General features: G+C 63.1%; 18 protein-coding genes. 12 read left to right on the forward strand and 6 right to left on the reverse strand.

Going from position 1 to position 23,061, the window contains the following annotated elements; genetic code table 11:
• Nucleotides 1-110 precede the first annotated feature (110 nt).
• Nucleotides 111-3,599 carry a chromosome segregation protein SMC gene (gene smc, locus ACGLHT_RS05040; protein WP_274120457.1) on the reverse strand — a complete coding sequence of 1,163 codons (3,489 nt, stop codon included), beginning with the start codon at nt 3,597-3,599 and terminating at the stop codon, nt 111-113.
• A gap of 3 nt (nt 3,600-3,602) precedes the next feature.
• Nucleotides 3,603-4,262, reverse strand: a complete 660-nt coding sequence (locus ACGLHT_RS05045; protein ID WP_015271155.1) for a GntR family transcriptional regulator — start codon at nt 4,260-4,262, stop codon at nt 3,603-3,605.
• Between the two features lie 268 nt (nt 4,263-4,530).
• Here ACGLHT_RS05045 and xdhA point away from each other — a divergent pair, with 268 nt between their 5' ends.
• The 4 genes from xdhA to guaD are packed head-to-tail and all read left to right on the forward strand — an operon-like array spanning nt 4,531 to nt 10,591.
• Nucleotides 4,531-5,985: a xanthine dehydrogenase small subunit gene (gene xdhA, locus ACGLHT_RS05050; RefSeq protein WP_274120458.1), complete on the forward strand. Its 1,455-nt coding sequence runs from the start codon at nt 4,531-4,533 to the stop codon at nt 5,983-5,985.
• Nucleotides 5,978-8,377: a xanthine dehydrogenase molybdopterin binding subunit gene (gene xdhB, locus ACGLHT_RS05055; protein ID WP_274078387.1), complete on the forward strand. Its 2,400-nt coding sequence runs from the start codon at nt 5,978-5,980 to the stop codon at nt 8,375-8,377. Before xdhA ends, xdhB begins: the two co-directional genes overlap by 8 nt.
• Nucleotides 8,378-8,430: 53 nt before the next feature.
• A complete protein-coding gene (gene xdhC / locus ACGLHT_RS05060; RefSeq protein WP_085614498.1) occupies nt 8,431-9,276 on the forward strand; it encodes a xanthine dehydrogenase accessory protein XdhC in 846 nt (281 codons plus the stop codon).
• 10 nt (nt 9,277-9,286) lie between these two features.
• Complete coding sequence (gene guaD, locus ACGLHT_RS05065; protein ID WP_075045889.1) at nt 9,287-10,591, forward strand: guanine deaminase; 1,305 nt, start codon at nt 9,287-9,289, stop codon at nt 10,589-10,591.
• On the opposite strand, the gene aqpZ is transcribed toward guaD, so the two are convergent.
• Together aqpZ and ACGLHT_RS05075 are read right to left on the reverse strand one after the other, a co-directional pair.
• The gene (gene aqpZ, locus ACGLHT_RS05070; RefSeq protein ID WP_025340028.1) at nt 10,588-11,286 is read right to left on the reverse strand and encodes an aquaporin Z; all 699 of its coding nucleotides are present in this window, start codon (nt 11,284-11,286) and stop codon (nt 10,588-10,590) included. The genes guaD and aqpZ overlap by 4 nt on opposite strands.
• 236 nt (nt 11,287-11,522) lie before the next feature.
• The gene (locus ACGLHT_RS05075; protein WP_003259493.1) at nt 11,523-12,278 is read right to left on the reverse strand and encodes a GntR family transcriptional regulator; all 756 of its coding nucleotides are present in this window, start codon (nt 12,276-12,278) and stop codon (nt 11,523-11,525) included.
• Between the two features lie 282 nt (nt 12,279-12,560).
• Between ACGLHT_RS05075 and ACGLHT_RS05080 the strand changes: the two genes are divergently transcribed.
• Nucleotides 12,561-13,910: an NCS2 family permease gene (locus ACGLHT_RS05080; protein WP_013973528.1), complete on the forward strand. Its 1,350-nt coding sequence runs from the start codon at nt 12,561-12,563 to the stop codon at nt 13,908-13,910.
• A gap of 315 nt (nt 13,911-14,225) precedes the next feature.
• On the opposite strand, the gene uraH is transcribed toward ACGLHT_RS05080, so the two are convergent.
• The gene (uraH, locus tag ACGLHT_RS05085; RefSeq protein ID WP_003259496.1) at nt 14,226-14,579 is read right to left on the reverse strand and encodes a hydroxyisourate hydrolase; all 354 of its coding nucleotides are present in this window, start codon (nt 14,577-14,579) and stop codon (nt 14,226-14,228) included.
• A 399-nt stretch (nt 14,580-14,978) separates the two neighbouring features.
• On the opposite strand from uraH, the gene puuE reads away from it, so the two are divergent.
• The 7 genes from puuE (at nt 14,979) to ACGLHT_RS05120 (ending at nt 21,989) form a co-directional block, all read left to right on the forward strand.
• A complete protein-coding gene (gene puuE, locus ACGLHT_RS05090; protein ID WP_025340029.1) occupies nt 14,979-15,905 on the forward strand; it encodes an allantoinase PuuE in 927 nt (308 codons plus the stop codon).
• Nucleotides 15,905-16,420, forward strand: coding sequence for a 2-oxo-4-hydroxy-4-carboxy-5-ureidoimidazoline decarboxylase (uraD, locus tag ACGLHT_RS05095; protein WP_025340030.1), 516 nt, complete (start codon nt 15,905-15,907; stop codon nt 16,418-16,420). Before puuE ends, uraD begins: the two co-directional genes overlap by 1 nt.
• Nucleotides 16,421-16,476: 56 nt before the next feature.
• Nucleotides 16,477-16,980, forward strand: a complete 504-nt coding sequence (locus ACGLHT_RS05100; protein ID WP_003259500.1) for an ureidoglycolate lyase — start codon at nt 16,477-16,479, stop codon at nt 16,978-16,980.
• Nucleotides 16,981-17,039: 59 nt separating this feature from the next.
• The gene (locus tag ACGLHT_RS05105) at nt 17,040-18,368 is read left to right on the forward strand and encodes a urate hydroxylase PuuD (protein ID WP_013973534.1); all 1,329 of its coding nucleotides are present in this window, start codon (nt 17,040-17,042) and stop codon (nt 18,366-18,368) included.
• A gap of 208 nt (nt 18,369-18,576) precedes the next feature.
• The gene (locus tag ACGLHT_RS05110) at nt 18,577-19,932 is read left to right on the forward strand and encodes a nucleobase:cation symporter-2 family protein (protein WP_085593158.1); all 1,356 of its coding nucleotides are present in this window, start codon (nt 18,577-18,579) and stop codon (nt 19,930-19,932) included.
• A 136-nt stretch (nt 19,933-20,068) separates the two neighbouring features.
• Nucleotides 20,069-20,854 carry an outer membrane protein OmpK gene (locus ACGLHT_RS05115; protein ID WP_075045891.1) on the forward strand — a complete coding sequence of 262 codons (786 nt, stop codon included), beginning with the start codon at nt 20,069-20,071 and terminating at the stop codon, nt 20,852-20,854.
• A 352-nt stretch (nt 20,855-21,206) separates the two neighbouring features.
• A complete protein-coding gene (locus tag ACGLHT_RS05120) occupies nt 21,207-21,989 on the forward strand; it encodes an outer membrane protein OmpK (protein ID WP_274120460.1) in 783 nt (260 codons plus the stop codon).
• A 137-nt stretch (nt 21,990-22,126) separates the two neighbouring features.
• Here ACGLHT_RS05120 and ACGLHT_RS05125 read toward each other — a convergent pair whose 3' ends face one another.
• Nucleotides 22,127-23,041: a DUF808 domain-containing protein gene (locus ACGLHT_RS05125; protein ID WP_274120461.1), complete on the reverse strand. Its 915-nt coding sequence runs from the start codon at nt 23,039-23,041 to the stop codon at nt 22,127-22,129.
• Nucleotides 23,042-23,061 lie beyond the last annotated feature (20 nt).

Consider the following 23,061-nt stretch of genomic DNA (forward strand, 5'->3'; position numbering starts at 1 on the left):
CCACGCAAAAAACGAGTGACATTAAGCTAGCACGACCAAAGACAACTTTACACCGTCTGTCGCACATGGCGGGGGCATTTCGCTACGGAATATGCCCTTATCGTCGAGCATCAGGCATCGACCATGGCCATGGCCTCCTCCACATCGACGGCAACCAGACGTGAACAGCCCGGTTCATGCATGGTCACCCCCATCAATTGATCCGCCATCTCCATGGCAATCTTGTTATGGGTGATGTAGATGAACTGCACGCTTTCACTCATTTCCTTGACCAGACGGGCGTAGCGCCCGACGTTGGCATCGTCCAGCGGCGCGTCGACTTCGTCGAGCATGCAGAACGGTGCGGGGTTCAACTTGAAGATGGCAAACACCAGCGCCAATGCGGTCAGTGCCTTCTCGCCGCCGGACAGCAGATGGATGGTGCTGTTCTTCTTGCCCGGTGGCCGCGCCATGATCGTTACCCCTGTATCGAGTAGATCTTCGCCCGTCAGTTCCAGATAAGCGCTGCCACCACCGAAAACTTTTGGGAAAAGTGCCTGTAATCCGGCATTTATCTGATCAAAGGTATCCTTGAAGCGGTTGCGGGTTTCCTTGTCGATCTTGCGAATGACGTTTTCCAGGGTCTCCAGGGCTTCGACCAGGTCGGCGTCCTGGGCGTCCAGGTAGCGCTTGCGCTCGGACTGCTGCTCGTACTCTTCGATGGCCGCCAGGTTGATCGCCCCCAGGCGCTGGATACGCGCCTCGAGCTGCTCCAGCTCCTGTTCGGTGCCCTGCTCGCTGGCCTCGGCCTCCAGGGTGGCGAGCACGCCTTGCAGGTCGTAGCCATCGGCCAGCAACTGCTCCTGCAAGGTCTTGCGCCGCACATCCAGGCCCTGGCACTCCAGGCGCAGCTGCTCCAGCTGGCCACGCAGCAACTGGGCCTGCTGCTCGGCCTGGGTACGGCGCTTTTCGGCGTCGCGCAGTTCGCGGTCGGCTTCGTCCATGTGCAGGCGAGCCTGGCGCATTTCCTCGTCGACGCTCATGCGCCGCTCCAGCAGCTCTTCCAGCTTCAGGCGCAGTTCTTCCTGTGGGGCCTCGCCCTCTTCCAGGTTCAGGCTCAGTTGCTCCTGGCGCTCGGTCAGGCGCGCGGCCTGCTGCTCCAGGCGCTCCAGGGCCTGGCGGGTGGAATCATGCTGCGCGCGCAGCGAGCCCAGGCGCACAGCCAGCTGGTGGGCGTGATCCTTGTGCTGACGGGCCTCCTGGCGCACGCGATCGAGGCTTTCGCGCAGGGTGTCGCGGCGAGCCATCAACTGCTCGCGCTGCTCGGTGTCCTGGGCCATCAGCTCCAGGGCCTCCTGCAGCAGCAGGCGGGCTTCGCCCAGCTGCTCATGCTCCAGGGCGCGCTGTTCTTCCAGCTCGGTCAGCTCTTCCTGCAGGCGCCGGCGGCGCAGCTCGACCTGCTCGGCACGTGCGCGGCCAGCCGACAGGTTGGCCTTCAGCTCGCCATGCAGGCGGTTTTCTTCCTGGGTGCGACGGCGCAGTTGTTCACGCTGTTCTTCAAGGTCCAGCTGCTGCTCGCGCAGGGCCTGCAGTTGCTGCTCCAACTGCTCCAGCGCCGCTTCCTGCTCCAGTTGCTCCTGGCCCAGGCGCTCGATCTCCTGGCCGCGTGCCAGCACGCCGCCTTCGGCTTCGCCGCCACGGCGCACCCGCAGGAAGTGTCGGCCAACCCAGTAGCCATCGCGGCTGACCAGGCTCTGGCCTTCGCCTAGCGACGCGCGCTGCGCCAGCGCCTGGGCAAGGTCCTCCACGGGCTTGACCTGGCCCAGCCAGGGCGCCAGGTCGACACGGCCTTCGACCTTTTCCAGCAGGCTGCCGGGCAGCGACGAGCCGGTCCCGCTCGCCAGCAGCAAGCGCAACTCGCCCTGCTCCAGGCCGGCAAAATCCAGGTTACTGAAGCCGTCCACCAGCACAGCCTGCAGGTCGGCGCCAAGCACGGTCTCTACCGCAAGCTCCCAGCCCGGCTCAACCCGCAACCCTTCAGCCAGCCGCGGCTGTTGCTCCAGGCCTTGGCCCTGCAGCCAGTCCGCAGCACCTGCACCCGGCTCCAGGGCGGCCTGCTGCAAGGCTTCGAGCGAGGCCAGGCGACCGCCCAGGCGTTGCAGGTCGCCCTGCGCCTGCTGTTGGGCCTGGGTGGCCTGCTGCAGTTGCTCACGCGCGCCTTCCAGGCGCTCGACCACATGCTCTTCCGACAACTGCAACTCTTCCAGCACCATTTCGCTGCTGGCCAGCTGCTCGGCCAGTTCGAGCATGGCCGCATCCTGCGGGTCGCTGCCCAGCAGCTCACGCTCCTCGCCCAGCTTGCGCTGGCGCTCGGCCTGGCGTTCCAGGCTGGCCTCCAGCTGTTGCAGGCGCGCCTGCTGTACTTCGGCCTGGCGGCGCGGCTCGGCAGAACGGCTGTTGAAGCTGTCCCACTGTTCCTGCCAGCCGTGCATGCCCAGCTCGGCCTCTTCAAGGGCGGCAGTGGCTTCTTCGGCAGCGGCCAGGGTCATTTCCTGCTCGGGTTCGAGCATGGCCAGCTCTTCGCCCAAGGTAGCCAGCAGGGTACGGTCGTGGCCCAGGTGCGACTCGGTTTCCAGGCGCGTGCGCTCGGCTTCCTTGAAATCATCCTGCAACTGGCGCAGGCGCTGCTGGCCGTGCTGGATGCTCTGCTCGACCCGGGCGATGTCACCGGCCACCGAGTAGAAACGGCCCTGCACCTGGTTGAAGCGTTCGGACAATTCATGATGGCCATCGCGCAGGCGCTCGATGCTGGCATCGGCATTGCGCTGCTCGGCCACCAGCGCCTCATGGGACACATCCTGGTCGCTGATCACCGCCTCGCGCTGGCGCACCCGTTCATCCAGGTCGCGCCAGCGCAAGGCCGACAGGCGCGCCTTCAGCTGGCGTTCCTGGGCCTTGTACTCGCGGTACTTCTCGGCTGCCTGGGCCTGGCGGTGCAGGCGCTCCAGCTGGCGCTCCAGCTCTTCGCGCAGGTCGGTCAGGCGCGCCAGGTTTTCCTGGGTGCGGCGGATGCGGCTCTCGGTTTCACGGCGGCGTTCCTTGTACTTGGAAATGCCGGCGGCTTCCTCGATGAAGTTGCGCAGCTCCTCGGGCTTGGCCTCGATCAGCTTGGAGATCATGCCCTGTTCGATGATCGAGTAGCTGCGCGGCCCCAGCCCGGTACCGAGGAAGATGTCGGTGATATCGCGCCGGCGGCACTTGGTACCGTTGAGGTAGTAGCTGTTCTGCCCGTCGCGGGTGACCTTGCGGCGGATCGAGATCTCGGCGTAGGCGGCATATTCGCCGACCAGGGTGGTTTCGCTGTTGTCGAACACCAGCTCGATGCTGGCCTGGCTGACCGGTTTGCGGCCACTGGAGCCGTTGAAGATGACATCGGTCATCGACTCGCCGCGCAGGTTCTTTGCCGAACTCTCGCCCATCACCCAGCGCACGGCATCGATGATGTTGGACTTGCCACAGCCGTTGGGGCCGACCACGGCCGCCATGTTGCTGGGGAAGTTGACCGTGGTCGGGTCGACGAACGACTTGAACCCGGCCAGGCGAATGCACTTCAGGCGCATCGGTCAGCCTCGGGCCAACGCCGCCAGCACCAGTTCGCAGCTGCGCTGGCCATAGGCGGTGAGCACCTCGCGAATGCGCGGCAGGTCACGGGCGATCACGGCGTCGAGCAGGCGGGCGAACAGGTCCAGGTAATCGATCATGTTGGCCTGGCGCTGGTCCAGCGACAGGTAGTAGGCACGGCTCATCGCCGGCTGCAGGTTTTCCACGGTTTCCTGCAGGAACGGGTTGTCGGCGAACGGATAGGCCGCCCGCATGACCGCGAAGCTGTCGGCGACGAAGGCCTTGATGTCCAGCTGGTCATGGGCCCGCTGCAGGCGCTGCTGGATCTCCAGGAACGGGCGCAGGTCGGCATCGGTGCGCCATTTTTGCGCAACCGCGTTACCCAGCAGGATGTAGAACTCGCCCATCAGTGCGCACAGGCTGCGCACACTGCGCTCGTCGAGTTCGGTCACATGGGCACCCCGGCGCGGCAGGATCGCCACCAGGTGGCGGCGTTCGAGGATCAGCAGCGCCTCGCGCACCGAGCCGCGGCTGACGTTGAGTGCCTGGGTGACCTTCTGCTCCTGGATACGCTCGCCTGGCGCCAGCTCGCCGCGGATGATGCGTTCGGCCAGGTAATCGGCAATCTGCTCGGAGAGGCTGTCCGGGGCCTTGAACGTCATGGTTTTCCTTCAAAATCATTGAACTGGGCACAAGGAGCGGATTGTAGCGTACTTGGCCGGTAATCGCGCAGAGGGGCCTGGCGGTTTATTTGACCTGCAAGGCATCCAGGCGCCCGGCGCGATCTATGCTTGGGATAAGGGCAATGTGTGCGGCCGGGCTTGGACATGAGCAATTTCTTGACCTTTGAGTCAGAAAAATATTGACCAGCTGGACAGCTCTTGCTTAGAGTCCGCCCAACAACAATAAAACCATTGCGAGGCCATCCCCGTGATCCAGTTTCTCGTCAACCAGGAGCTGCGTAGTGAGCATGCCCTGGACCCGAACATGACGGTGCTGCAGTACCTGCGCGAGCACCTGGGCAAACCTGGCACCAAGGAGGGCTGCGCCAGTGGTGACTGCGGCGCCTGCACCGTGGTGGTCGGCGAACTGACCCAGGACGACAAGGGCAACGACAGCCTGCGCTACCGCAGCCTCAACTCGTGCCTGACCTTCGTTTCGTCGCTGCACGGCAAGCAACTGATCAGCGTCGAAGGCCTCAAGCACCAGGGCCAGCTGCACAGCGTGCAACAGGCCATGGCCGATTGCCATGGCTCGCAGTGCGGCTTCTGCACCCCCGGCTTCGTCATGTCGCTGTTCGCCCTGCAGAAGAACAGCAGCGGCCCCGACCTGCACCAGGCCCAGGAAGCCCTGGCCGGCAACCTGTGCCGCTGCACCGGCTACCGGCCGATCCTCGACGCCGCCGAGCAGAGCTGCCGCCAGCCTTGCCGCGACCAGTTCGATGCCCAGCAGGCACAGACTATCAGCCGCCTCAAGGCCATTGCGCCAACCCAGACCGGCGAGCTGAACAGCGGCGACAAGCGCTGCCTGGTACCACTGACCGTGGCCGACCTGGCCGACCTGTACAGCTCGCACCCCGAGGCGCGGCTGCTGGCCGGCGGCACCGACCTGGCCCTGGAAGTCACCCAGTTCCACAAGACCTTGCCGGTGATGATCTACGTCGGCCATGTGGCCGAGCTCAAGCGCATCGAGAAAACCGCCAGCCACCTGGAAATCGGCGCCGCCACCCCGCTCACCGACTGCTACGGCGCACTGAACGAGGAATACCCGGACTTCGGCGCCCTGCTGCACCGCTTCGCCTCGCTGCAGATCCGCAACCAGGGCACCCTGGGCGGCAATATCGGCAACGCTTCGCCAATCGGCGACTCGCCACCCCTGCTGATTGCCCTGGATGCGCAGATCGTCCTGCGCCAGGGCGAGCGCCAGCGGGTGATGCCACTGGAAGACTACTTCATCGACTACCGCATCACTGCCCGCCAGGACAGCGAGTTCATCGAGAAGATCATCGTGCCGCGCGCCACCAGCGACTGGGCGTTCCGCGCCTATAAAGTGTCCAAGCGCCTGGACGATGACATTTCCGCCGTGTGCGGCGCCTTCAACCTGAGCATCGAAGACGGCGTGGTCAGCGGTGTGCGTATCGCCTTCGGCGGCATGGCGGCGATCCCCAAACGGGCCCGCGCCTGCGAAGCGGCGTTGCGCGGCAAGCCGTGGAATCAGGCTGCCATCGAGCGTGCCTGCCAGGCCCTGGCGGAAGACTTCACCCCGCTCAGCGACTTCCGCGCCAGCAAGGAATACCGCCTGCTGACCGCGCAGAACCTGCTGCGCAAGTACTTCATCGAACAGCAAACGCCGTACATCGAAACCCGGGTGACCGCTTATGTCTAACCATCACGTAGCCAAGAGCCAGGCCGAGATGGCCGAACTGTTCAGCCAGGACCTGACCACCGGGGTCGGCCGCAGCGTCAAGCACGACAGCGCCGACAAGCATGTGTCCGGCGAGGCGGTGTACATCGACGACCGCCTGGAATTCCCCAACCAGCTGCACGTCTATGCGCGCACCGCCGACCGCGCCCACGCGCGCATCCTGCGCATCGACACCACGCCGTGCTATGCCTTCGAGGGTGTGCGTATCGCCATCACCCACGAAGACATCCCCGGCCTCAAGGACATCGGCCCGGTGGTGGCCGGCGACCCGCTGCTGGCCATCGACAAGGTCGAGTTCTTCGGCCAGCCGGTGCTCGCCGTGGCCGCCCGCGACCTCGACACCGCACGCCGTGCGGCCATGGCCGCCATCGTCGAGTATGAAGACCTGGAGCCGGTGCTGGATGTGGTCGAAGCATTGCGCAAGAAGCACTTCGTGCTCGACAGCCACACCCACCAGCGTGGCGATTCCGCTGCTGCCCTGGCCAGTGCCCCGCACCGCATCCAGGGCACCCTGCACATCGGTGGCCAGGAGCACTTCTACCTGGAAACTCAGGTTTCTTCGGTGATGCCCACCGAAGACGGCGGCATGATCGTCTACTGCTCCACGCAAAACCCCACCGAAGTGCAAAAGCTGGTCGCCGAAGTACTCGACGTGCCAATGAACAAGGTGGTGCTGGACATGCGCCGCATGGGTGGCGGTTTTGGTGGCAAGGAAACCCAGGCCGCCAGCCCGGCGTGCCTGTGCGCCGTGGTCGCGCGCCTGACCGGCCAGCCGACCAAGATGCGCCTGCCACGGGTCGAAGACATGACCATGACCGGCAAGCGCCACCCGTTCTACGTCGAGTACGATGTGGGCTTCGACGACGACGGGCGCCTGCACGGCATCAACTTCGACCTGGCCGGCAACTGCGGCTACTCGCCCGACCTGTCCGGTTCGATCGTCGACCGCGCCATGTTCCACTCCGACAACGCCTACTACCTGGGCGATGCCACCGTGCACGGCCACCGTTGCAAGACCAACACCGCCTCCAACACCGCCTACCGCGGCTTCGGCGGCCCGCAGGGGATGGTCGCCATCGAGCAGGTGATGGACCACATCGCCCGCCACCTGGGCCGCGACCCGCTGGCGGTGCGCAAGGCCAACTACTACGGCAAGACCGAGCGCAACGTCACCCACTACTACCAGACCGTCGAGCACAACATGCTCGAAGAGATGACCGCCGAACTGGAAGCCAGCAGTGACTATGCCGAGCGCCGCGAGTCGATCCGCCGCTTCAACGCCAACAGCCCGATCCTGAAGAAGGGCCTGGCGCTGACCCCGGTCAAGTTCGGTATCTCGTTCACTGCCACCTTCCTCAACCAGGCCGGTGCGCTGATCCATATCTACACCGACGGCAGCATCCACCTGAACCATGGCGGCACCGAGATGGGCCAGGGCCTGAACACCAAGGTGGCACAGGTGGTGGCGCAGATCTTCCAGGTCGATTTCAGCCGTATCCAGATCACCGCCACCAATACCGACAAGGTGCCCAACACCTCGCCGACCGCAGCCTCCAGTGGTGCCGACCTGAACGGCAAGGCGGCGCAGAACGCTGCCGAAATCCTCAAGAAGCGCCTGACCGAGTTCGCCGCGCGGCACTACCAGGTGACCGAGGAAGACGTCGAGTTCCGCAACGGCCATGTGCGCGTGCGCGACCAGATCGTCAGCTTCGAACAGCTGGTGCAGCAGGCCTACTTCGCCCAGGTGTCGCTGTCCAGCACCGGCTTCTACCGTACGCCGAAGATCTACTACGACCGCAGCCAGGCACGTGGCCGGCCGTTCTACTACTTCGCCTTCGGCGCCGCTTGCGTGGAAGTGGTGGTCGACACCCTGACCGGCGAGTACAAGATGCTGCGTGCCGACATCCTGCACGATGTGGGTGATTCGCTGAACCCGGCCATCGACATCGGCCAGGTGGAAGGCGGCTTCATCCAGGGCATGGGCTGGCTGACCACCGAAGAGCTGGTGTGGAACGCCAAGGGCAAGCTGATGACCAACGGCCCGGCCAGCTACAAGATCCCGGCAGTGGCCGACATGCCGCTGGATCTGCGGGTAAAGCTGGTGGAGAACCGCAAGAACCCGGAAGACACCGTGTTCCACTCCAAGGCCGTGGGCGAGCCGCCGTTCATGCTCGGCATCGCTGCCTGGTGCGCGATCAAGGACGCCGTGGCCAGCATCGCCGACTACCGCGTGCAGCCACAGGTGGATGCGCCGGCGACGCCGGAGCGGGTGTTGTGGGGTTGCGAGCAGATGCGCAAGGCAGTGGCTGCAGCGCAACCTGCCGAGCCGGAGCTGGAAACCGTCACCCAGTAACGCCGCCGCTCCTACACAAAGCGGACCGCGTTGTGCTGAAGAGGAATTGCATCATGCACCAATGGATCAACGCCCTCGCCGACCACCAGTCCCGTGGCGAAGCCTGCGTGCTGGTTACCATCATCGAGGAACGCGGCTCGACCCCGCGCAATGCCGGCTCGAAAATGGTCGTCAGCGCCAGCGGCCTGTTCGACACCATCGGCGGCGGCCACCTGGAATACAAGGCCCTGCACATCGCCCGGCAGATGCTCGAAGAGCACCGTAGCACCCCGCACCTGGAGCGCTTCAGCCTCGGTGCCAGCCTTGGCCAGTGCTGCGGCGGCGTCACTGTGCTGCTGTTCGAACCCATGGCCGCGGTGCAGGCGCAGATTGCGGTGTTCGGCGCGGGCCATGTCGGCCGGGCTCTGGTACCCTTGCTCGCCGCGCTGCCCTGCCGGGTGCGCTGGATCGATTCGCGCGAGCAGGAATTCCCTGCCCTGATCCCCGACGGGGTGACCAAGGTGGTCAGCGAGGAGCCGGTCGACGAAGTGGCAGACCTGCCGCCAGGCTGCTACTGCATCGTCATGACCCACAACCACCAGCTCGACCTGGAACTGACCGCCGCCATTCTCAAGCGCAACGACTTCACCTGGTTCGGCCTGATCGGCTCGAAGACCAAACGGGTCAAGTTCGAGCACCGCCTGCGCGAGCGCGGCTACGACGATGCCGTGATGGCGCGCATGCGCTGCCCGATGGGCCTGGCCGAGGTCAAGGGCAAGCTGCCCATCGAGATCGCCGTATCCATCGCCGGTGAAATCATCGCCACCTACAACGCCTGCTTCGGCCAGCACGATGCTGCCGCCAATGCCGGCCCCATTGCCCAGTTGCTGCCGCCCTCCCGGCGCAGCCAAGCCATTTGACGAGTGTGTTATGACCGTTACCCGCAAAGCCTACCGTGCCGCCATCCTGCACAGCATCGCCGACCCGGCCGAGGTGGGCCTGGAGGCTTCCCATGAATACTTCGAGGACGGCCTGCTGGTAGTCGACGACGGCCGCATCCGCGCCGTTGGCCACGCCGCCGAACTGTTGCCGACCCTGGACGCCGATATCCCGGTCGAGCACTACCAGGACGCGCTGATCACCCCGGGCTTCATCGACACCCACATCCACTTCCCGCAGACCGGCATGATCGGCTCCTACGGCGAACAGCTGCTGGACTGGCTGAACACCTACACCTTCCCCTGCGAAAAGCAGTTCGCCGACAAGGGCCACGCCGACCAGGTGGCGAAGATCTTCCTCAAGGAACTGCTGCGCAACGGCACCACCACCGCCCTGGTGTTCGGCAGCGTGCACCCGGAATCGGTCAATGCCCTGTTCGAGGAAGCCGAGCGCCTGGACCTGCGCCTGATCGCCGGCAAGGTTATGATGGACCGCAACGCCCCGGACTACCTGACCGACACCGCCGAGTCCGGCTATGCCGAAAGCAAGGCACTGATCGAGCGCTGGCATGGCAAGGGCCGCCTGCATTATGCAGTCACCCCGCGCTTCGCCCCCACCAGTACGCCTGAGCAGCTGACGCTGGCAGGCCAACTGCTGAAGGAGCACCCGGGCGTGTACATGCACACGCACCTGTCGGAAAACCTCAAGGAAATCGATTGGGTCAAGTCGCTGTTCCCCGAGCAGAAGGGTTACCTGGACGTATACGACCACTTCGAGCTGCTGGGCGAACGCTCGGTATTCGCCCATGGCGTGCACCTGTGCGATGACGAATGCCAGCGCCTGGCCGAAACCGGCTCGGCCGTGGCCTTCTGCCCCACCTCCAACCTGTTCCTCGGCAGCGGCCTGTTCAACCTGCCCCAGGCCGAGCGCTTCAAGGTCAACGTGGGCCTGGGCACCGACGTTGGCGCCGGCACCAGCTTCTCGCTGCTCAACACCCTGAACGAAGCGTACAAGGTGATGCAGCTGCAGGGCGCGCGCCTGCACCCGTACAAGTCGCTGTACCTGGCCACCCTCGGCGGCGCCCGCGCGCTGCGCCTGGACGACCGCATCGGCAGCCTGCGCCCGGGTAACGATGCCGACTTCGTGGTACTGGACTACAAGGCCACGCCACTGCTGGACTACCGCATCCAGCAGTCCAACAGCATCGAGGAAACCCTGTTCGTGCTCACCACCCTCGGCGACGACCGCACCGTGCGTGAAACCTACGCCGCAGGGCGTTGCGTGCACCAGCGCTAAGGTTCTTTTGCCAGGCCCCGGTACAGTGCGCCGCCGATCGCAGCACCAATCAGCGGCGCTACCCAGAACAGCCACAGCTGTTGCAGGGCCCAGCCACCGACGAACAAGGCCGGCCCCGTGCTACGCGCGGGGTTGACCGAGGTATTGGTCACCGGGATCGAGATCAGGTGGATCAGGGTCAGGGCCAGGCCGATGGCGATCGGTGCAAAACCCGCTGGCGCCCGGGCGTCGGTGGCGCCCATGATCACCACCAGGAACATCGCCGTCATCACCACTTCACTGACAAAGCCCGCCCCGAGCGTGTAGCCGCCGGGCGAGTGGTCGGCGTAGCCGTTCGAAGCCAATCCCGCAGACAGCTCGAAACCTGCCTTGCCGCTGGCAATGAGGTAGATCACACCTGCCGCCAGGATGGCGCCGATCACCTGGGCGATCACGTAGGGCAACAGCTCTTTGGCCGGGAAGCGCCCGCCCACCACCAGCCCGAACGACACGGCGGGGTTGAGGTGGCAGCCGGAGATATGGCCGATGGCGAAGGCCATGGTCAGCACGGTGAGGCCGAAAGCGAAGGCGACGCCGAGTACACCGATGCCGATGGGGGAACTGGCGGCGAGTACCGCACTGCCACAGCCGCCAAGCACCAGCCAGAAGGTGCCAAGCAGCTCGGCGCCCATGCGTTTACCGAGGGACATGCTCATGAGTCCATTCCTCAAGAAGTTGAACGCAACGAATGCGCAAGCCCAACTGCTTGATGAAGGTTTGCTCACAAGAATTTAGCAGACCTTTGATCAATGACCAGAAATGGCTGGGGGCCGCTTCGCGCCCCATTCGCAGCACAAGGCTGCTCCTACAGAGGTTATGCAATCCTTGTAGGAGCAGCCTTGTGCTGCGAATGGGCTGCAAAGCAGCCCCCTTCAGTCAACCAGGCAAACGATCAACCCTTGACCGATACCTTGGGCTTTTTCAGCAGATGCGAGAACACCGCATGCAGATCGTCCGAGGCACTCTCCTCGTCCAGATTCAGCTTGCTGTCGATGTGGTCCATGTGGTGCATCATCAGGCTCACCGCCTGCTCGGCGTCGCGCGCCTCGATGGCATCGATCAGCTGCATGTGTTCGTCATACGAGCAATGCGAGCGGTTGCCGCTTTCGTACTGGGCAATGATCAGCGAGGTCTGCGACACCAGGCTGCGCTGGAAGCTGACCAGCGGCGCATTACCTGCGGCCTCGGCCAGCTTGAGGTGGAATTCGCCGGAAAGACGAATGCCGGCACCGCGGTCACCACGGGAGAAGCTGTCGCGCTCCTCGCGCACCATCTGCCGCAGCTCGTTGAGTTGCTCGAGGGTAGCGTGCTGCACGGCCAGTTCGGTGATGGCCCGTTCGACCATGCGCCGGGAGAAGAACACCTGGCGGGCCTCTTCCACCGTGGGGCTGGCCACCACCGCGCCGCGGTTCGGCCGCAACAGCACCACGCTTTCGTGGGCCAGACGCGACAAGGCGCGGCGGATGATGGTGCGGCTGACGCCGAAGATCTCGCCCAGCGCTTCCTCGCTCAACTTGGTGCCCGGTGCCAGACGCTGCTCGAGGATCGCCTCGAAAATATGCGCGTAGACGATGTCGTCCTGGGTACCACTGCGGCCAGCCTTGCCGGTACGCGCAGGTTTCTTCAGAGGTTGCAGCTGTTCGTTCATGGGCTCTCGAGGCACGAAGGAAAGTATGGCGCCATTGTACACAGGCTGAGCCGTTTCTGCAGGTGGCCTTTTACCTATATAGCCGTTGTACGACGCATTGCGCACACAAAACATAAAACATTATTTGCATTCTTTGTACACAAAAGCATAATCCACCGAGCAACTTCTTGACCCACAAGTCAACAAACCGGTCAGACGTCTGCCTTCCCTCGCGGAGCCGCCAAGTGCATTGCTCAGGCCCCTGGCTCCATAACAACAAGAAAGACTTGAGGAGTACTCGCTGTGGAAAGCCGCAAATCCGAAGCCCCTACGCTGGATCTTGCCCCACCGCTCGAAACGAGCTGGCTGGAGCGGATTTTCAAACTCAAGCAACACGGCAGCACCGTCAGAACCGAAATGATCGCCGGGGTGACCACCTTCATCACCATGGCCTACATCATCTTCGTCAACCCCAACATCATGGCCGACGCCGGCATCGACCACGGTGCCGCCTTCGTCGCCACCTGCATCGCCGCCGCGCTGGGCTGCCTGCTGATGGGCCTGTACGCCAACTGGCCGGTAGGCCTGGCGCCGGGCATGGGGCTTAACGCCTTCTTCACCTACACCGTGGTCGGCACCATGGGCTACAACTGGGAAACGGCACTGGGCGCAGTATTCGTCTCGGGTGTGCTGTTCATGTTCCTGACCTTGTCGAAAGTGCGCGAATGGTTGCTCAACAGCATCCCGGTCAGCCTGCGCCATGCCATGGGGGCCGGCGTCGGATTGTTTCTCGGGCTGATCGGCCTGAAGACGGCAGGCATCATCGTCGACAGCCCGGCCACGCTGATCAAGCTGGGCTCGCTGCATGAACCGGGGCCGCTGCTGGCTGCGGTGTGCTTCCTGCTGATCGCCATCCTCAGCTACAAGCGGGTGTTCGGTGCGATCCTGATCAGCATCATCGGTGTCACCCTGGCCGGCTGGGGCCTGGGCCTGGTGAAATTCGGCGGGGTGATGTCGATGCCGCCAAGCCTGGCACCGACCTGGATGGCCATGGATGTGGCCGGCGTGTTCAACGTCAGCATGATCAGCGTGGTGCTGGCGTTCCTGTTCGTGCACATGTTCGACACCGCCGGCACCCTGATGGGCGTGGCGCAGCGGGCCAACCTGGTGGCGCCGGACGGGCGTATCGAGAACCTGTCGAAGGCGCTGAAGGCTGACAGTGCTTCAAGTGTGTTCGGCGCCGTGGTCGGCGTGCCGCCGGTGACCAGTTATGTGGAAAGTGCTGCTGGCGTGGCCGCAGGTGGTCGTACCGGCCTGACGGCGGTGGTGGTCGGCCTGCTGTTCATCGCGGCGATGTTCTTCGCCCCGCTGGCCGGGATGATTCCGGCCTATGCCACCGCCGGTGCGCTGATCTACGTGGCGATGCTGATGATGGGCAGCATGGCGCATATCCACTGGGACGAAGCCACCGACAGCATTCCGGCGATCGTCACGGTGATCATGATGCCGCTGACTTTCTCGGTCGCCGACGGTATTGCCCTGGGCTTCATCAGCTATGTGGCATTGAAAGCAGGTACTGGCAAATACAAGGAAATCTCCGCCAGCCTGTGGGTGCTGTGCGCGATCTTCATTGCCAAGTTCGTGTTCCTCTGAACCCTGCTGCACCAACCAAGGGCGCCTAGGCGCCCTTTCTTTATTTGGCCGGCATCAATCTGCTGACCTGCACTGGCCTTTGTAGGAGCGGCCTTGTGTCGCGAAAGGGCTGCAAAGCAGCCCCAGGGTTTCAGCGCAGATGCACAAATTGCCGGGGCTGCTCCGCAGCCCTTTCGCGACACAAGGCCGCTCCTACAAGGGCCCGCGCTACCGATCAGATGGCAGCTGGCTTGCCGGCGACAAACAGCAGACGAAAAAAAGCCCGCCAGTGTGAGAGCGGGCCAAAGGACCTACGAAGATTCTTCTAGCGACCAACTAGCTTCCACGATAGGTCGAATAGCTGTACGGCGAGATCAGCAGCGGCACGTGGTAGTGCTCCTGCTGCTCGTCGATGCCAAAGCGCAGCACGACAACATCCAGGAACGCCTGGGCCGGCAGCTGTACACCGCGAGCGCGGTAGTAGTCGCCAGCGCTGAACTGCAGCTGGTAGACACCAGTACGGTAGTCGTCACCCTGCAGCAGCGGCGCGTCGACACGGCCATCGCTGTTGGTCAGGGCAGTGTTCACCAGCTCCAGCTGCTGGCCTTCGACACGGTACAGCTCGACCTTGATCGAGCTGCCCGGGCAGCCATGCGCGGCATCCAGTACGTGTGTGGTCAAACGTCCCATTGCTTGTCGCCTCTTGTTCAATCTGTGGGCAAAAAATACACGGCCATCATCACGCCAAAGGGCCTGAGATGTGCGGGAATGACGCCATTAAGACATTCCACCGAGAAATTGTACACAATTTTTTGAGCCCTTCTGTCGCACCCTCCGTTTCTTGCCCATAAACGACCCATCGGTCGCAAATACAGGCGCCGTAAAGACGCCAACGTCATTAGCTGACCAATCAGGCAGGTTTCTTGCACTGTTTTTCCAGGGCGCTGCGAGGCGACAAAAGGGAAGAAATGCGGAAAAACAGGCTTACAAAAGATTTCAGAAGTTGTATACAATCAGCCCATCCGGTGGTGCGACATACCGACGCGGTCCGCCCACCCCCCGCACTAACGCACAAGAAGGAAGACTGCAGTGAGCGCTGACTACCCTCGCGACCTGATCGGTTACGGCAACAACCCTCCTCACCCGCAATGGCCGGGCAACGCTCGCATCGCGCTGTCTTTCGTCCTCAACTACGAGGAAGGTGGCGAACGCAACATCCTGCACGGTGACAAGGAGTCCGAAGCATTCCTCTCGGAAATGGTCGCCGCCCAGCCACTGCAGGGCGTACGCAACATGAGCATGGAATCGCTGTACGAATACGGCAGCCGCGCCGGCGTGTGGCGCCTGCTGAAGCTGTTCAAGGACAGCGGCGTGCCACTGACCATCTTCGCCGTGGCCATGGCCGCCCAGCGCCACCCCGACGTGATCCGCGCCATGGCCGAGGCCGGCCATGAAATCTGCAGCCACGGCTACCGCTGGATCGACTACCAGTACATGGACGAGGCCCAGGAGCGCGAGCACATGCTCGAAGCCATCCGCATCCTCACCGAAATCACCGGCGAGCGCCCGCTGGGCTGGTACACCGGCCGCACCGGCCCGAACACCCGTCGCCTGGTGATGGAGGAAGGTGGCTTCCTGTACGACAGCGACACCTATGACGACGACCTGCCCTACTGGGAGCCGAACAACTCTACCGGCAAGCCGCACCTGGTGATCCCCTACACCCTCGATACCAACGACATGCGCTTCACCCAGGTACAGGGCTTCAACTGCGGCGAGCAGTTCTTCCAGTACCTGAAGGACGCCTTCGATGTGCTGTACGCCGAAGGCGCCGAAGCACCGAAAATGCTGTCCATCGGCCTGCACTGCCGCCTGGTCGGCCGCCCGGCACGCCTGGCCGCACTGAAGCGCTTCGTCGACTACGCAAAAAGCCATGACCAGGTCTGGTTCGCCCGTCGCGTGGACATCGCCCGCCACTGGCACGCCACCCACCCGTACAAGAAAGAGAACGCCTGATGACCGCCTTCAACACCCTCAAGCCATCCGCCCTGGGCCGTGACGCCTTTGTCAAGGCATTCGCCGACATCTACGAGCATTCGCCGTGGGTAGCCGAAAAAGCCTATGACCTGGGCCAACTGGGCGAGCTGGACGAGATCGAGGCGCTGCACCAGCGCATGAGCGACATCCTGCTCAGCGCCAACCACGCCGACCAGCTGGCGCTGATCAACGCTCACCCGGACCTGGCCGGCAAGGCCGCCATCCAGGGCGAGCTGACCGAATCGAGCACCAACGAGCAGGCCGGCGCCGGTATTCACCAGTGCACCGCCGAAGAGTTCGCCCGTTTCACCGAGCTGAACGACGCCTACAAGGCCAAGTTCCAGTTCCCGTTCATCATGGCGGTTAAAGGCAGCAACCGGCACCAGATCCTCGCCTCCTTCGAAAAACGCATCCACAACGATGCCGATGCCGAATTCAAGGAAGCCCTGGCGCAGATCAACCTGATCGCCCTGTTCCGCCTGCTGCAGCTGTAAAGCCGCCGCAACGCTTGAGCCTTATCCAGAACAACGAACATAGAAGAGATATCCGCATGCGCACCCTGATGATCGAGCCCCTGACCAAAGAAGCCTTCGCCCCTTTCGGAGACGTGATCGAAACCGACGGCAGCGACCACTTCATGATCAACAACGGCTCGACCATGCGCTTCCACAAGCTCGCCACGGTCGAAACCGCCGAGCCTGAAGACAAGGCGATCATCAGCATCTTCCGCGCCGACGCGCTGGACATGCCGCTGACCGTGCGCATGCTGGAACGCCATCCGCTGGGCAGCCAGGCTTTCATCCCGCTGCTCGGCAACCCCTTTCTGATCGTGGTCGCGCCAGTTGGCGATGCACCTGTATCAGGTTTGGTCCGAGCCTTCCGCAGTAATGGCAGGCAGGGCGTCAATTACCATCGCGGCGTCTGGCACCACCCGGTGCTGACGATCGAAAAGCGGGATGACTTCCTGGTGGTTGATCGCAGTGGTTCCGGCAACAACTGCGACGAGCATTACTTCACCGAGGAACAGATGCTGGTCCTCAATCCCCACCAATAAGAAAAGGTCGGTCATTCAAGGGCAATGCCCGAGCGGGTGACCGGCAAGAGGTACATACTGTGGAAGCACACCTTCACGAATGGCTGAACCTGAGCATTCGCTGGGTTCACATGATCACCGGTGTCGCCTGGATCGGTGCATCGTTCTACTTCGTCTGGCTGGAGAACCACCTGAACCGAAGCAACCCGCGCGATGGGTTGTCGGGTGATCTCTGGGCAATTCACGGCGGTGGTATCTACCACCTGGAGAAATACAAGCTCGCACCCCCGAAAATGCCCGAGAACCTGCACTGGTTCAAATGGGAAGCCTACTTCACCTGGATGTCCGGTATCGCCCTGCTGTGCGTGGTGTTCTACTGGAACCCGACCCTGTACCTGCTGGCCCCTGGCAGCACCCTTAGCGGTGCCGAAGGCGTGGCCATCGGTATCGGCTCGCTGATCGCCGGCTGGTTCATCTACGACTTCCTGTGCGACTCGCCCCTGGGCAAGAAGCCAGCGCTGCTCGGTGCTGTACTGTTCGTGCTGATCATCGCCGCGTGCTGGGGCTTCAGCCTGGTGTTCAGCGGCCGTGGTGCGTACCTGCACACCGGCGCGATCATCGGCACCATCATGGTCGGCAACGTGTTCCGCATCATCATGCCGGCCCAGCGCCAGCTGGTGGCTGCGATCGAGAACAACCAGACCCCCGACCCGGTACTGCCGGCCAAGGGCCTGCTGCGCTCGCGCCACAACAACTACTTCACCCTGCCGGTGCTGTTCATCATGATCAGCAACCACTTCCCGAGCACCTACGGTAGCCAGTACAACTGGCTGATCCTGGCCGGTATCGCAGTAGCCGCGGTCCTGATCCGCCACTACTTCAACACCCGCCACGACAGCAACAAGTACGCCTGGACCCTGCCGGTCGGCGCCCTGGCGATGATCTGCCTGGCCTACGTCACCGGTCCGAAACCGATGGCCGTCAGCCCTGAGCAAGCCGCGGCGAAGGTCGAGTACCAGCCACTGCCCGCGACCGCTGTAGGCGGCAAGACCGCTGCCGAGCAACGCGCCGAGGACGCCGCCAAGGCTGCCGCAGCGCCTGCCGCGCCGGCCGAAGCCCCTGCCCAGGCCACCGCCCAGGCTGGCGGCGAGAGCTTCGACAAGATCCACAATGTCATCCAGGAACGCTGCACCGTGTGCCACTCGTCCAAGCCGACCAGCCCACTGTTCAGCGCCGCCCCTGCCGGCGTGATGTTCGACACCCCGCAGCAGATCCAGGCCCAGGCCGCGCGCATCCAGGCGCAAGCGGTCGCCAGCCAGATCATGCCGCTGGGCAACATCACCCAGATGACCACCGAAGAGCGCAAGCTGGTCGGTGACTGGATCGCCAAAGGCGCACCGGTCAACTGAAACACAATTGTCGGGATAACACCGCCCCTGTGGGAGCGGGTTCACCCGCGAAGAGGCCGGCACTCCCGGCCTCTGTTTCAAGACATACGCAACAAGCAAGCATCGAGCGTTCAGCCTCAAGCGGGAACCTCAGGCTCTCTTAACCGGAAGCCTGCCGCCTGAGGCCGGCGCTTGGATCCGAGAATAAAAACAAAACTCGAGGTGCTGCATGTCCGAGTCACGCAAGGCGTACATCCCTGTTGCGCCGCCGCGCGAGCCCTTGCCCCTGTTCCAACTGATCCTGGTTGGCCTGCAACACGTTCTGCTGATGTACGGTGGCGCCATCGCCGTGCCATTGATCATCGGCCAGGCCGCCGGGTTGTCCCGTGAAGAAGTCGCTTTCCTGATCAACGCCGACCTGCTGGTCGCTGGCGTCGCTACCATCATCCAGTCCTTCGGTATCGGCCCGGTGGGCATCCGCATGCCGGTGATGATGGGTGCCAGTTTCGCTGCCGTCGGCAGCATGGTGGCCATGGCCGGCATGCCTGGCGTGGGCCTGCAGGGGATCTTCGGCGCGACCATCGCCGCCGGGTTCTTCGGCATGCTGATCGCGCCGTTCATGTCCAAGGTCGTACGCTTCTTCCCGCCACTGGTCACCGGCACGGTGATCACCTCGATTGGCCTGTCGCTGTTCCCGGTGGCAGTCAACTGGGCCGGTGGCGGCCACCAGGCAGATACCTTCGGCTCGCCGATCTACCTGCTGGTGGCCGGCCTGGTGCTGGCGGTAATCCTGCTGATCAACCGTTTCATGCGCGGTTTCTGGGTCAACGTGTCGGTACTGGTGGGCATGGGCCTGGGCTACATCCTGGCCGGCTCCATCGGCATGGTCGACCTGTCGGGCCTGAACGACGCACCGTGGCTGCAAGTGGTGACCCCACTGCACTTCGGCATGCCAACCTTCAGCCTGGCACCGATCCTGTCCATGTGCCTGGTGGTGGTGATCATCTTCGTCGAGTCCACCGGCATGTTCCTGGCCCTGGGCAAGGTGACCGATCGTGAAGTTACCCCAGGGATGCTGCGCCGCGGCCTGCTGTGCGATGCCGGCGCGTCGTTCATCGCCGGCTTCTTCAACACCTTCACCCACTCCTCGTTCGCCCAGAACATCGGCCTGGTGCAGATGACCGGGGTGCGCTGCCGCTATGTCACCATCGTGGCCGGTGCACTGCTGATTCTGCTCAGCCTGCTGCCCAAGGCGGCCTTCCTGATTGCCTCGATCCCGCCTGCGGTACTGGGCGGCGCGTCCATCGCCATGTTCGGCATGGTCACCGCCACCGGGATCAAGATTCTCCAGGAGGCGGACATCGGCGACCGTCGCAACCAGCTGCTGGTTGCGGTGAGCGTCGGCTTCGGGTTGATCCCCGTGGTGCGTCCGGAGTTCTTCGCCCAGATGCCCCAGTGGATGGAACCCATCACCCACAGTGGCATCGCCATGGCCACGGTCAGTGCCCTGGTGTTGAACGTGCTGTTCAACATCCTTGGTGGTGCCGACCGCGCGGTGCACAACGAAGCCTGTCACCAGCATTGAGCAAGGGGGGCGGCGCACTGCCGCCCCGCCTCGAATTCGCCGTAAACGCTACACCGTCGGCCCGCCGGAATGGGCCGTCCGGGGCGCCTGCGCGCCAAAAAAACCCAACAAAAACAATAAGTCCGGGAACCACAACATGAAACGCATCACCTCGTCCCTCTTGCTGGGCAGCAGCCTGCTGGCCACCCTCCCCGCCCACGCTGGCGAATGGCTGCAGTGGCATGGCGAAAGCCTGACCTACCTGTACGGCAAGGATTTCAAGGTCAACCCACGCATCCAGCAGACAGTGACCTTCGAGCACGCCAACAAATGGAAGTACGGCGATACCTTCATGTTCGTCGACAAGGTCTTCTACAACGGCAAGCCCGACCCGGGCAAAGGCGTGACCAGCTACTATGGTGAGTTCAGCCCGCGCCTGTCGTTCGGCAAGATCTTCGACCAGAAGCTGGCGTTCGGCCCGATCAAGGATGTGCTGCTGGCCATGACCTACGAGCGTGGCGAGGGCGACAACGAGGCCTACCTGATCGGCCCCGGCTTCGACCTGGACATCCCCGGCTTCAACTACTTCACCCTAAACTTCTACCTGCGCAACACCGAAGGCAGCCGCCCCGGTGACAACGTCTGGCAGATCACCCCGGCCTTCTCGTACACCATTCCGGTCGGCAAATCCGACATTCTGATCGACGGTTACATGGACTGGGTGGTCGACAACGACCAGACCCGCCGTGGCACCTACCACGCCAACCTGCAGTTCAACCCACAGGTCAAGTACGACCTGGGCAAAGCCCTGAACCTGGGCGCCAAGCAGCTGTACGTGGGCATCGAGTACAGCTACTGGAAGGACAAGTACGGCATCGACAGCCAAGGCAATATCGACAGTAACCAGAGCGTCACCAGTGCCCTGATCAAGGTGCACTTCTAGAAAACTGACCAAACGCACAAGTTTGTACCACACTGCTCCAGGACGGAGCACTTGAGGCAAGGCGCGCAAGCCAGTAATCTGCGCGCCCCCTCGATCAGGGCAGAAGGGATTCTGCCTGCGTTTACTGACCGCTCAGTCAATGAATTCGGGCGGTTGGCCAACGTGTTGCCAGCCTGAAAGACCCTTTTCATCCGTTCAGAACGAAGTCGAGCAGGAAGGTTTTGCCAGCCCAGGAAAGTTGGCTCAACCCTTGCCAAACAGCTGTGGCCTATCGAAAAAAGCTGACTCAAAAGACAAAAAAGCGCCAACAACGAGCGCTGACAATAGATCAATCAAGGGAGCGACACTCGCAATGCGTACCATCAACAGCCTGATCCTCGCCGGCGGCCTGCTGGCCTGTGGCACCACCTTCGGCGGCGACCTGCTGCAATGGCAGAACAACAGCCTGACCTACCTGTGGGGCAAGAACTTCAAGGTCAACCCGTCGATCCAGCAAACCGTGACCTTCGAGCACGCTGATGGCTGGAAGTACGGCGATAACTTCATCTTTGTCGACAAGATCTTCTACCAGGGCCAGAAAGATGAGGGCAATGGCCCGAACACCTACTACGGCGAAATCAGCCCGCGCCTGTCGTTCGGCAAGATCTTCGACCAGAAGCTGGCTTTCGGCCCGGTCAAGGACGTGCTGCTGGCGATGACCTACGAGTTCGGCGAAGGTGATACCGAGTCGTACCTGATCGGCCCTGGCTTCGACCTGGACATCCCTGGCTTCGACTACTTCCAGCTGAACTTCTACAACCGCACCACCGACGGCAGCCGCGCCGGCGACAACGTGTGGCAGATCACCCCGGTGTGGTCATACACCATTCCGGTCGGTTCGTCCGATTTGCTGATCGACGGTTTCATGGACTGGGTGGTGGACAACGACGAGAACCGCCGCGGCACCTACCAGGCCAACCTGCACTTCAACCCGCAGATCAAGTATGACCTGGGCAAGGCCTTGCACCTGGGCGAGAAGCAGCTGTATGTGGGTGTGGAGTACGACTACTGGAAGAACAAGTACGGCATCAAGGATTCCGATGCCTTCACCACCGACCAGAACACCATGAGCTTCCTGCTCAAGGTTCACTTCTGATCTGAGTACAGGGGCCGCCTTGCGGCCCATTCGCGGGTAAACCCGCTCCCACAGGGTCAGCACCGGATTCATGGCAGACGCTATACATGTGGGAGCGGGTTCACCCGCGAACCGGGGCAAAGCCCCGGCCATGCAACTCAGGTGGCCGGCCGAACCGCCCGCCACAGTTTCCCCGCAATGCCCACCACGGCCAGCACCACGGCACCGGCCACAACCCCGACACCGCCGTTCAGCAGCGCCACGGTCAACGCCCCGCCACGCCCTTCGCTGAACGCCTCGATGGCGTGATGCAGCGGCCCGATGCCATGCACCAGGATCCCGCCACCGACCAGGAACATGGCCGCCGTGCCGATCACCGACAGGCTCTTCATCATGTATGGCGCGGCACGCAGAATGCCGTTACCCACCGCCCTGGCCAGGCGTGAAGCCTTCTGGGTCATCCACAGCCCCAGGTCATCGAGCTTGACGATACCGCCCACCAGCCCGTACACGCCGATGGTCATGACCACCGCGATACCCGACAGCACGACGATCTGCTGGGTCAACGGCGAGTCGGCAACGATGCCCAGGGTGATGGCGATGATTTCCGCCGAAAGGATGAAGTCGGTACGTACCGCGCCCTTGATCTTGGCTTTCTCGAACGCCACCAGGTCGACATTGGCATCGGCCACCGCCTCCTTGAGCGCTTCATGCTCGGCGTCAGTCTCGGCCTTGCTGTGCAGGAACTTGTGCGCCAGCTTCTCGAAACCCTCGAAGCACAGGTAGGCGCCGCCCAGCATCAGCAACGGTGTCACCGCCCAGGGGATGAACGCGCTGATCAGCAGCGCCGCCGGCACCAGGATGGCCTTGTTCACCATCGAGCCCTTGGCCACAGCCCACACCACCGGGATCTCGCGCTCGGCACGCACCCCGGTGACCTGCTGGGCATTCAGTGCCAGGTCATCGCCCAGCACGCCTGCGGTCTTTTTCGCCGCCACCTTGGTCATCACCGAGACGTCATCGAGCACCGTGGCGATGTCGTCGATCAGTACCAGTAGACTGCTTCCTGCCATGTTTGCCTGTATCCAGAAGA

The organism is Pseudomonas sp. PsB (assembly GCF_043658375.1).
Taxonomy (GTDB): Bacteria; Pseudomonadota; Gammaproteobacteria; order Pseudomonadales; family Pseudomonadaceae; genus Aquipseudomonas; species Aquipseudomonas putida_Z.

Excerpts from the sequence above, each read along its gene's own strand:
- smc (WP_274120457.1), bottom strand. The coding sequence starts at position 3,599 with ATGCGCCTGAAGTGCATTCGCCTGGCCGGGTTCAAGTCGTTCGTCGAC.
- ACGLHT_RS05125 (WP_274120461.1), bottom strand. The coding sequence starts at position 23,041 with ATGGCAGGAAGCAGTCTACTGGTACTGATCGACGACATCGCCACGGTG.
- uraH (WP_003259496.1), bottom strand. The coding sequence starts at position 14,579 with ATGGGACGTTTGACCACACACGTACTGGATGCCGCGCATGGCTGCCCG.
- ACGLHT_RS05115 (WP_075045891.1), top strand. The coding sequence starts at position 20,069 with ATGAAACGCATCACCTCGTCCCTCTTGCTGGGCAGCAGCCTGCTGGCC.
- xdhB (WP_274078387.1), top strand. The coding sequence starts at position 5,978 with ATGTCTAACCATCACGTAGCCAAGAGCCAGGCCGAGATGGCCGAACTG.
- ACGLHT_RS05100 (WP_003259500.1), top strand. The coding sequence starts at position 16,477 with ATGCGCACCCTGATGATCGAGCCCCTGACCAAAGAAGCCTTCGCCCCT.
- ACGLHT_RS05110 (WP_085593158.1), top strand. The coding sequence starts at position 18,577 with ATGTCCGAGTCACGCAAGGCGTACATCCCTGTTGCGCCGCCGCGCGAG.
- xdhC (WP_085614498.1), top strand. The coding sequence starts at position 8,431 with ATGCACCAATGGATCAACGCCCTCGCCGACCACCAGTCCCGTGGCGAA.
- ACGLHT_RS05075 (WP_003259493.1), bottom strand. The coding sequence starts at position 12,278 with ATGAACGAACAGCTGCAACCTCTGAAGAAACCTGCGCGTACCGGCAAG.
- ACGLHT_RS05045 (WP_015271155.1), bottom strand. The coding sequence starts at position 4,262 with ATGACGTTCAAGGCCCCGGACAGCCTCTCCGAGCAGATTGCCGATTAC.
- aqpZ (WP_025340028.1), bottom strand. The coding sequence starts at position 11,286 with ATGAGCATGTCCCTCGGTAAACGCATGGGCGCCGAGCTGCTTGGCACC.
- guaD (WP_075045889.1), top strand. The coding sequence starts at position 9,287 with ATGACCGTTACCCGCAAAGCCTACCGTGCCGCCATCCTGCACAGCATC.
- uraD (WP_025340030.1), top strand. The coding sequence starts at position 15,905 with ATGACCGCCTTCAACACCCTCAAGCCATCCGCCCTGGGCCGTGACGCC.
- ACGLHT_RS05120 (WP_274120460.1), top strand. The coding sequence starts at position 21,207 with ATGCGTACCATCAACAGCCTGATCCTCGCCGGCGGCCTGCTGGCCTGT.